The sequence below is a fragment of the Actibacterium sp. genome (assembly GCF_041584535.1).
Taxonomy (GTDB): domain Bacteria; phylum Pseudomonadota; class Alphaproteobacteria; order Rhodobacterales; family Rhodobacteraceae; genus Actibacterium_D.
The window spans coordinates 1-8,133 of the sequence record NZ_JBFHDW010000109.1 but is presented as its reverse complement, the minus strand read 5'-3'; the positions used below and the strand labels follow the sequence as shown (position 1 = coordinate 8,133).

Genomic DNA, 8,133 nt, shown 5'->3' with positions numbered 1-8,133 from the left:
GGCGAACGCGTTCCATGCGGCTCAGGTCGAGCGGTTGCGCACCACGGGCGAATATGACGACTGGCTGGCCTCGCTGAAACAGGCCTCAGCAGTGCCGATGGATAAGCTGGACGAAATCCTGTTCACTCAGCACCTGCCGAAGATGTGGCAGGAAAAGGTCGAGGAATGGCGCACCTCCGGAGTGCCGGACAAGGAAATCGCCCTGATGATCGCCCGCAGCCAGACCGCTCGCAAGGCCGAGACCCGCGCCGCCTTGCGTGAAGTCGCGGGGGCGCCGGACGAGGGCGCGCCGAACACGCCCGAACCCGACCCGACACCGACCGCCAGCGCCGACCAGGACGACGAGACAAACGCCCGCAAGGCCGAACGCGAAGAGCGCCGCGCCCGCCGCAAGGCCCTGCGCGACCGTGGAGAAATCGCCCGCCCGGAGTGGGCAGCCGCCCAGGGGGTGGCCGATCAGATAGGAAAGTCGAAATGACCCAGACCGGCCGCAAGATCATCGTCTCGACGATGAAAAACGAGGGGCCTTATATCCTTGAATGGATCGCCTATCACCGCATGATCGGTTTCGACGATTTCGTGCTGTTCTCGAACGACTGCACCGATGGCACCAACCTGATCCTGAACCGGCTGGACCAGATGGGGGAGATCCACCATTTCGACAATCCGCTGGGGCCGCGGATGGACCCGCAACGCGCCGCCTATAGCCGCGCCGGTAAGATGGATATCGTGCGCGACGCCGATTGGGTGATGATCGTCGATGCCGATGAATTCGTGAACGTGCGCTTAGGCGACGGCCATATCGACCGCCTGATCGAGGCCTGCGATGGCGCCGATGCGATTTCACTGAACTGGCGGTTTTTCGGCTCGGGCGGTCAGGCGCATTTCGACACCGACCCGGTGACCCGACGCTTTACCAGAGGCTCCAGCCATGAGGCGCCTGAAAACGGGCTGATCTGGGGCTTCAAGACCATGTTCCGCCCGCGGGTGTTTGACTATTTCGGCGTGCACCGGCCGAAATTCTTTAAGGACCGCGAGCTGACGCCCGAGCTGGCGAAATGGGTCAATGACGCCGGGCGCGATCTGGGCGATGCGTTTCACAAGAAAGGCTGGCGCAGCAGCGCCGATCAGGTGGCCTATGACTTTGGCCAGATCAACCATTACGCCGTCAAATCGCGCGAGGAATTTCTGCTGAAACGCCTGCGCGGCACCGCCAATTCCAAGAACAAGGACCGCATCGATACCGATTACTGGGACCGGTTCGATCTGAACGCCTGTGACGACAGCTCGATCCGGACCGATGGCCTTGAGGCGGCGATGAACGAACTTCTGGCAGATACCGCCCTCAGCGCCCTGCACGAGGCATCTCTGGACGTGTCGCGCAAGGTCATCGCCTATCAGCTTCAGGACAACACCTGGCGTCGCTTTGTCGAGACCGGCCAGTTTGGCGACGATGTCCCGGCCAAGAAATCGGCCTGACGGAGACTGACATGACCGACACCCCGGCCCGCTTTATCTGTATCGGCACCCATCACAAGACCGGCACGGTCTGGATGCGCAAGGTCTGGCGGCAGATCGCGAATGAACTGGGCATTCCCGCAATGCAGGTCTACCGCGCCAAGCGGCTTGCCGACCTGCCCGAAACCGGACCGGCGATCCTGTTCAACTGGTCCTCGACCTTTCCGCGCGAGTTGATCGAAAACCCTGCGGCGCGGTTCATCCACATCATCCGCGACCCGCGCGATGTGCTGTTGTCGGGGATGCGCTATCACCGGGTGGCGGGTCTGGGGAACGAGAAATTCCTGCGCGAAAAGCGCGATGAATGGGGCGGGCTGAATTATCAGGACCACCTGAATTCCCTGCCCGACGACCACGCCCGGCTGATGTTCGAGATGGAGCACAAGCACGACGTGACCGTGCAGGAAATGCTGCGATGGGAGTATGGCCGCCCGACCACGGCAGAACTGCGGTATGAAGACCTGATCGGCGACACCGATTGTGCCCTGTTCCGCAAAACGCTTGAAGGGCTCGCCATCGACGGGCTGGATATCGACCGCGCGGTCGACATCTATTGGCAGAACAGCCTGTTTGGCGGGCTGGCCGACACCGAAAACCGCACCGACCGGGTGGCGCTGCATGTGAATTCCGGCAAGGCGGCGCAATGGACCCGCAAGCTGCCGCGAGAGATCGCCGAGATCTATGCCGGGCGCTATTTTGCGGCGCTGCAAATTCTGGGCTATGCGCAGGACAGCGACTGGGTCAGCCAGTGCAAACCGGCGGCGGAATTATCAGCGGCCTAAAGCGCGGCTCAGGCGGCGCGGGCCATCGCTGTGTCGTCGATCGCCACCACCTGCGGCATCGGGTTCCAATAGCTGCACAGCATCTCGTTCAGCTCGCCCGAGCGGATTTTCCGGCGGCCTGAATTCGGCAGGAAGGTTAGCTCGCCCAGAAACAATTCCTCGCCGCGCAGGTAGAAATCAACCCGGACATAGGGAAATTGCTTGCCGATCTCGCGGGCCGCATCGCGGGCCAGACCAGCCTGCGCCGGCAGATCGACCTCGCCCAGATTGTCGCGCAGGAAATTATGCGGCAGATAGTTCAGATCGCCATCGAACACCGGGTTGTTGCGGTTGTCGGTGCCAAGGCCAAGGTCAAGCTGCAACAGCGCCACCTGCCCGTTGATGACGTGAAAGCGGTAGTCCGGCAGCGGCTGGCCGGGATCGGTGCGCAGGTCCTCTTCCAGAAACACCTTGCGGTCGATCAGCCGATACCACCATTGCGACGAATGGGTGCCGAAAATCTTGGCCAGCCACGCATCGGCATTGGCCCGGGCCTTGGCCAGTTGCGCCTCGGCAAAGGGCGCGTCGATCTGCATGACATGGCTGCTGCCGTGGTTGGATTTCAGGAAATACCGGCCCGGCTTCAGCCCGTCGGCATTAATCTGGTCGGCGCTGTCAAAGACCTTGTGCACCTGCGCCGGGTGCACCAGATTGCGCAGGTTTTCCGGGATATAGTCGCCGACGTTCAGCTTGTCCGCCGGGACATGCCGGGGCATCGGCGCGACGATGCTGTTCAGCAGGGTCATCTCGGTGAAATTGCGCGGGCTCTGGAAATCGGGGAACACGCCACGCGCCCGGAAATAAGCGCCGATCCCGCGCCGCGCCGCGTTGCGCATCTTGCGCGAGCCCAGCTCGGACAGGCCGGTCATCCATTTGTCACCGGGCAGCTTGGGCGCGTCTTTCAGATTGTCGGTATACCAGTCCCAGAAATCACGAGCATATTCCGCGACAAAGCTGTCATCCATGTCTTCGCGGCTGCGTTTGTTATAGAACGCCTGTTCAACGAAATCGCGCATCTCGGTCTGCCCCTGGTCTCTGGTTACCTTGTGTTAACCAAAGCCTAGGGGCGAATTCGGGCGACAATTGGGCCGGTTAGGTTCGAAACAATGACCCGTTAAAAGGCGTCGGGGCCTTGAAATATCCCGATTTTACCGGACGGGTGCGCGGCATTCGACAGCAGGTCGAACACGTAATTGGCCACGGATCGGAAACAGATCAGCTCGGCCGTCTGGTCGTCCAGCATCCAGAACGCCGCCGGGACCTGAGCCAGCCGGGTGCGCCGCACCTCGCCCGGAGCAAAGGCCGAGGGCGACAGGTCGACCGGCGCCAGCTTGGCCAGAACCTCGCGCGTGCCGGAGCCTGAAAGGCGGAACACCGCGCGGGCATCCGAGACATCGGCCACCAGCCCATGCACGCCCGCAAGCGCCGCCTGCATCCGGGTCACCGCCGCGCCCGCATCCGCATAGGGCAGCAGGATCATCACCTCGTCCGGCGACATCCACAGCACGCCCTGATCGCCCGACAAAATCGCCTCGCGCCGGGTGGGAACGGTCAGGCCGCAACCGGTCCAGACCGCCGATTGCACCGCCTCAACCGCCAGATCGCCGCGCAGGGTGATCATGCCGCGCGGGCCCGCCTCATTGATCTGCGCCGTGCCGCTATAGCTTGCCCCGTTCAGGGCGCTGACAGGGTCAGACATCCTGTTTCTCCCCCGCCTTGTCATAGAACACCGGATCGACGATCCGCGCCCGCACCCGTCCGCCATCGGTGCGGGTGAATTCCAGAACCTCGCCCATGCGGTCAGGGCCGTTCCGCACCAGACCCATCGCGATGCCACGGCCCAGCGTCGGCGAATGATAGGTCGAGGTCACACGCCCCTGCGTCGCGCCCTGCCCGTTGGCATTGACGCCCTCGGCCACCGCATAGGCGCCGTCGTCCAGCACCGAACCATCCAGCGTTTCCAGCCCCACCAGCCGCCAGCGATCGGGGTTGGTCATATGGGTGCGTTCCATCCCGCGCTTGCCGATAAAGTCAGCCTTCTTCCTGGACACCGCCCAGCCAAGGCCCAGATCCTGTGGAATGACCGTGCCGTCGGTCTCATCCCCGATCATGATAAACCCCTTCTCGGCCCGCATCACATGCAGCGCCTCGGTGCCGTAAGGCATGATGCCATGCGCCGCCCCGGCGGTCATGCACATGTCCCAGAACGCCTGACCTTGCGAGGCCGGAACCGCGACCTCGAAACTGAGTTCGCCCGAGAATGAGATCCGGAAAACCCGCGCCGGGATGCCGCCAAGCGTGCCCTCGACCCAGCCCATGAACGGCAGCGCCTCGCGGTTGACATCCATGCCGCCAATCGCCTGAAGCACATCGCGCGCCTTGGGGCCGACCACGGCGATCTGGGCGTATTGTTCGGTTAGGTTGGCGACATAGACCTGCAAATCCCACCATTCGGTTTGCAGCCAATCCTCAAGATGGGCATGGATACGCTCGGCCCCGCCGGTGGTGGTGTGGCATAGGTAGGTCTGGTCATCCAGACGCGCCACCACGCCATCGTCGATCAGAAAGCCGTTCTCGTTGCACATCAGCCCGTAACGACAGCGGCCCACCGGCAGCGAGGACATCACATTGGTATAGATCAGGTCCAGAAAGCGCCCGGCATCCGGGCCTTTGACGATCAATTTCCCTAGCGTGGAAGCATCAAGTAAACCAACGGCTTGCCGGGTGTTCTTAACCTCGCGCATGACCGCGTCATGCCGGGTTTCGCCGTCGCGCGGATAGCAATAGGGCCGCCGCCAATGGCCGACCGGTTCGAACACGGCGCCATTGGCCTGATGCCAGTCCTGCATCGGCGTGCGGCGCAGCGGCTGGAACAGATCGCCCCGCGCTTCGCCGGCAATCGCCCCCATCGAGATCGGCGTATAAGGCGGGCGGAAGGTCGTGGTGCCAACCTTGGGAATATCCGCGCCCAACGCATTAGAAAGTGTCGCCAGACCGTTGATATTGCTTAACTTACCCTGATCGGTCGCCATGCCCAGCGTGGTATAGCGCTTGGTGTGTTCGACGCTTTCATAGCCTTCCTGCGCCGCAAGCTGCACATCGCTGAGCTTCACGTCATTCTGGTAGTCGAGGAAAATCTTCGACCGCAATTCAGGCGTGGCCTGCGCGGGCATGATCCAGATCGGCAGCAGTGGTTGCTCGGCCTCGGCGCTGGCGCGGGCGATGGCGCCGCCCTTGGCGCGCAGGCCCAGCGCCCGCAGCGCGGATTTCCCAGCGGTGTCGCCGTCGCCCAGACAATCGCCGGCCTGCAACGCGCCATTCGCCGCCCCTGCCGCGATCACAAACCCCGCCCCGTCATGCGAGGTCGGAGGCCGATCGGGATCGGGCCGGAACAGCGCCTGATCGGCGTCCCAGATCAGCTTGCCACCGCAATGCGACCACAGATGCACCACCGGCGACCAGCCGCCCGACATCGCCACCGCGTCGCAGGCGATTTCCTGCGTCACAGCGCCCGCGCCGTCCTGGCGACAGATCTGAACCCCGGTCACGCGCTTGCCGCCCTTGACCCCGGACAGGCCATGCGCCTCAAGCACCTTCAGCCCCAGCGCCCGCGCCTGTTTCGGCAGATCGCCGGTCACTCTGGGCCGGGCATCGACGATGATCGGCACGGTCTGACCGGCCTCATGCAGCGCGATGGCGGTGCGATAGGCGTCGTCGTTATTGGTCACCACCACCGTGCGACGCCCCGGCACCACCGCCCAGTTCACCACGTAATCGCGCACCGCCGAGGCCAGCATCACCCCCGGCACATCATTGCCCGGAAAGGACAAGGGCCGCTCGATCGCGCCGGTGGCGGTGATGATCTGCCGCGCCCGGATGCGCCACAGCCGGTGACGCGGGCCTTGCGCCTGCGGCACCGCATCCTCGCAGCGCTCATAGCCCAGCGCATAACCGTGATCGTAAATCCCCGCCCCGATGCAGTGGCTGCGCAGGGTGACATTGGGCAGGGCCTCAAGCGCCGCCAGCGTCGCCGCGATCCAGTCATCGGCGGGCTTGCCGCCGATCTCGACCCCGTCGACCGGCGCACGGCCACCCCAATGCGGGGTCTGTTCGATCAGCAACACCTTTGCCCCGGCCCGGCCCGCCGCCAACGCCGCCTGCAACCCGGCAATACCGCCGCCAACGACCAGCAGATCGGTGAATACATAAAGGTGCTCATACCGGTCGGCATCGGCTTCGGTCGGGGCCTTGCCCAGCCCGGCGCTGTGGCGGATCAGCGGCTCGAACAGGTGTTTCCACAGCGGGCGCGGATGCATGAAGGTCTTGTAATAGAAACCGGCAGGCAGGAACGGCGCCAGCACCCGGTTCAGCGCGCCGATGTCATGGTCAAGGCTGGGCCAGTGGTTCTGGCTATGCGCGGTCAGGCCGGTGTAAATCTCGGTAGTGGTGGCGCGCTGGTTCGGCTCGAACCGCCGCCCGCCGCCCAGCCCCACCAGCGCGTTCGGGTCCTCGACCCCCGAGGCCACGACCCCGCGCGGCCGGTGGTATTTGAACGAGCGCCCCATCAGCATCTGGTCATTCGCCAACATCGCCGAGGCCAGCGTATCGCCGGCAAAACCCATCATCTGACGGCCGTTAAACGAAAAGCTTTCATGCGCCGAGCGGTCGATCAGGCGACCGCCATGTTTCAGCCGGGTGCTCATGCCTGGGCCTCGGGATGCGGGGCGGCGGAGGCGCCGTGAGTATTTTTGCCAAGAAAAAGCATCAGACGGGATCTTTCCACGCCCAGCCGGGGCGCTTTGCAGCAATGGCTTTGCGAAGGGCCTGCGGCGGGGCCGAGGTTTGCGCAGGATAGGTTCCGAAGACTTCCAGCGTGGCGGTGCAGCGGGCGGCGATGAACCATTTGCCGCAGCCGTGGGCGTGACGCCAGCGTTCGAAATGCACGCCTTTGGGGTTGTCGCGGTGGAACATGTAGGCCTCAAACTCGGCGTCCGAGGAGCCGGGGCCGAAGCGTTTCAGATGCGCCGCGCCGCCGGGGGCGAGTTCGGTCTCGTCGGCGGCAATGCCGCAATAGGGACAGGTCAGGAGGAGCATGGCAGACCTTTCGTTTTGCGGAAACTGTCCATCAATGCGCCACCCCCGCTGCCACGCTTTCGTCGATGAACCGGCCTTCGGCAAAGCGGTTCAGGCCGAACTCGGCCGCCAAGGGACCGGGCGCGCCTTTGGCGATCAGCTCGGCCATGGCCCAGCCCGAGCCGGGGATCGCCTTGAAGCCGCCCGTGCCCCAGCCGCAATTGACAAAGCAATTGCCCAGCGGGGTTGTCGACAGGATGGGCGAGCGGTCGCCGGTCATGTCGACGATACCGCCCCATTGCCGCAGCATCTTGAGGCGGCTGATCATCGGGAAGGTTTCAATCAGGGCGCGGATGGTTTCCTCGATATGATGGAAGCTGCCGCGCTGGGTGTAGTTGTTGAACCCGTCGGTGCCGCCGCCGATCACCATCTCGCCCTTGTCGGATTGTGACATATAGCCGTGGACGGTGTTGGCCATCACCACCACATCCATGCAGGGTTTGATCGGCTCGGAGACCAGCGCCTGAAGGGCGACGCTCTCCACCGGCAGGCGGAACCCGGCCATCTCGGCCAGCGGCCCCGCGTTGCCGGCGACGATCATCGCAACCTTCTTCGCCCGGATCGCGCCCTTCGTCGTCTGCACGCCCGTGACCCTGCCGCCGTCGACGTCGACGCCGGTCACCTCGCACTGCTGGATGATGTCGACACCGAGGTCGGAGGC

General features: G+C 64.1%; 7 protein-coding genes and 1 pseudogene. 3 read left to right on the top strand and 5 right to left on the bottom strand.

The features are described 5' to 3' along the window. The 3 genes and pseudogenes from ABYW26_RS07205 to ABYW26_RS07195 form a co-directional block, all read left to right on the top strand. Positions 1-478: pseudogene (locus ABYW26_RS07205) on the top strand (hypothetical protein); the annotation flags it as partial. Next, positions 475-1,479, top strand: a complete 1,005-nt coding sequence (locus ABYW26_RS07200) for a glycosyltransferase family 2 protein (RefSeq protein WP_372604098.1) — start codon at positions 475-477, stop codon at positions 1,477-1,479. The pseudogene ABYW26_RS07205 and the gene ABYW26_RS07200, both read left to right, overlap by 4 nt. Before the next feature lie 11 nt (positions 1,480-1,490). Beyond that, entirely contained in the window at positions 1,491-2,300 is an 810-nt protein-coding gene (locus ABYW26_RS07195; protein ID WP_372604097.1) for a hypothetical protein, read from the top strand. Between the two features lie 8 nt (positions 2,301-2,308). Here the strand turns inward: ABYW26_RS07195 and ABYW26_RS07190 are convergent, their stop codons facing one another. The 5 genes from ABYW26_RS07190 to ABYW26_RS07170 form a co-directional block, all read right to left on the bottom strand. Further along, a complete protein-coding gene (locus ABYW26_RS07190) occupies positions 2,309-3,355 on the bottom strand; it encodes an ATP-grasp fold amidoligase family protein (RefSeq protein ID WP_372604096.1) in 1,047 nt (348 codons plus the stop codon). Positions 3,356-3,453: 98 nt separating this feature from the next. After that, the gene (locus ABYW26_RS07185) at positions 3,454-4,038 is read right to left on the bottom strand and encodes a sarcosine oxidase subunit gamma (RefSeq protein WP_372604095.1); all 585 of its coding nucleotides are present in this window, start codon (positions 4,036-4,038) and stop codon (positions 3,454-3,456) included. Next, entirely contained in the window at positions 4,031-7,042 is a 3,012-nt protein-coding gene (locus tag ABYW26_RS07180; RefSeq protein WP_372604094.1) for a sarcosine oxidase subunit alpha family protein, read from the bottom strand. Before ABYW26_RS07180 ends, ABYW26_RS07185 begins: the two co-directional genes overlap by 8 nt. A gap of 61 nt (positions 7,043-7,103) precedes the next feature. Beyond that, positions 7,104-7,433, bottom strand: coding sequence for a sarcosine oxidase subunit delta (locus ABYW26_RS07175; RefSeq protein WP_372604093.1), 330 nt, complete (start codon positions 7,431-7,433; stop codon positions 7,104-7,106). A 31-nt stretch (positions 7,434-7,464) separates the two neighbouring features. Then, on the bottom strand, positions 7,465-8,133 hold a 669-nt coding region (locus tag ABYW26_RS07170), incomplete at its 5' end, for an FAD-dependent oxidoreductase (RefSeq protein WP_372604092.1).

What these genes read in the sequence shown, in the direction of transcription:
- ABYW26_RS07200 (WP_372604098.1), top strand. Translation starts at nt 475, where the DNA reads ATGACCCAGACCGGCCGCAAGATCATCGTCTCGACGATGAAAAACGAG.
- ABYW26_RS07195 (WP_372604097.1), top strand. Translation starts at nt 1,491, where the DNA reads ATGACCGACACCCCGGCCCGCTTTATCTGTATCGGCACCCATCACAAG.
- ABYW26_RS07180 (WP_372604094.1), bottom strand. Translation starts at nt 7,042, where the DNA reads ATGAGCACCCGGCTGAAACATGGCGGTCGCCTGATCGACCGCTCGGCG.
- ABYW26_RS07185 (WP_372604095.1), bottom strand. Translation starts at nt 4,038, where the DNA reads ATGTCTGACCCTGTCAGCGCCCTGAACGGGGCAAGCTATAGCGGCACG.
- ABYW26_RS07190 (WP_372604096.1), bottom strand. Translation starts at nt 3,355, where the DNA reads ATGCGCGATTTCGTTGAACAGGCGTTCTATAACAAACGCAGCCGCGAA.
- ABYW26_RS07175 (WP_372604093.1), bottom strand. Translation starts at nt 7,433, where the DNA reads ATGCTCCTCCTGACCTGTCCCTATTGCGGCATTGCCGCCGACGAGACC.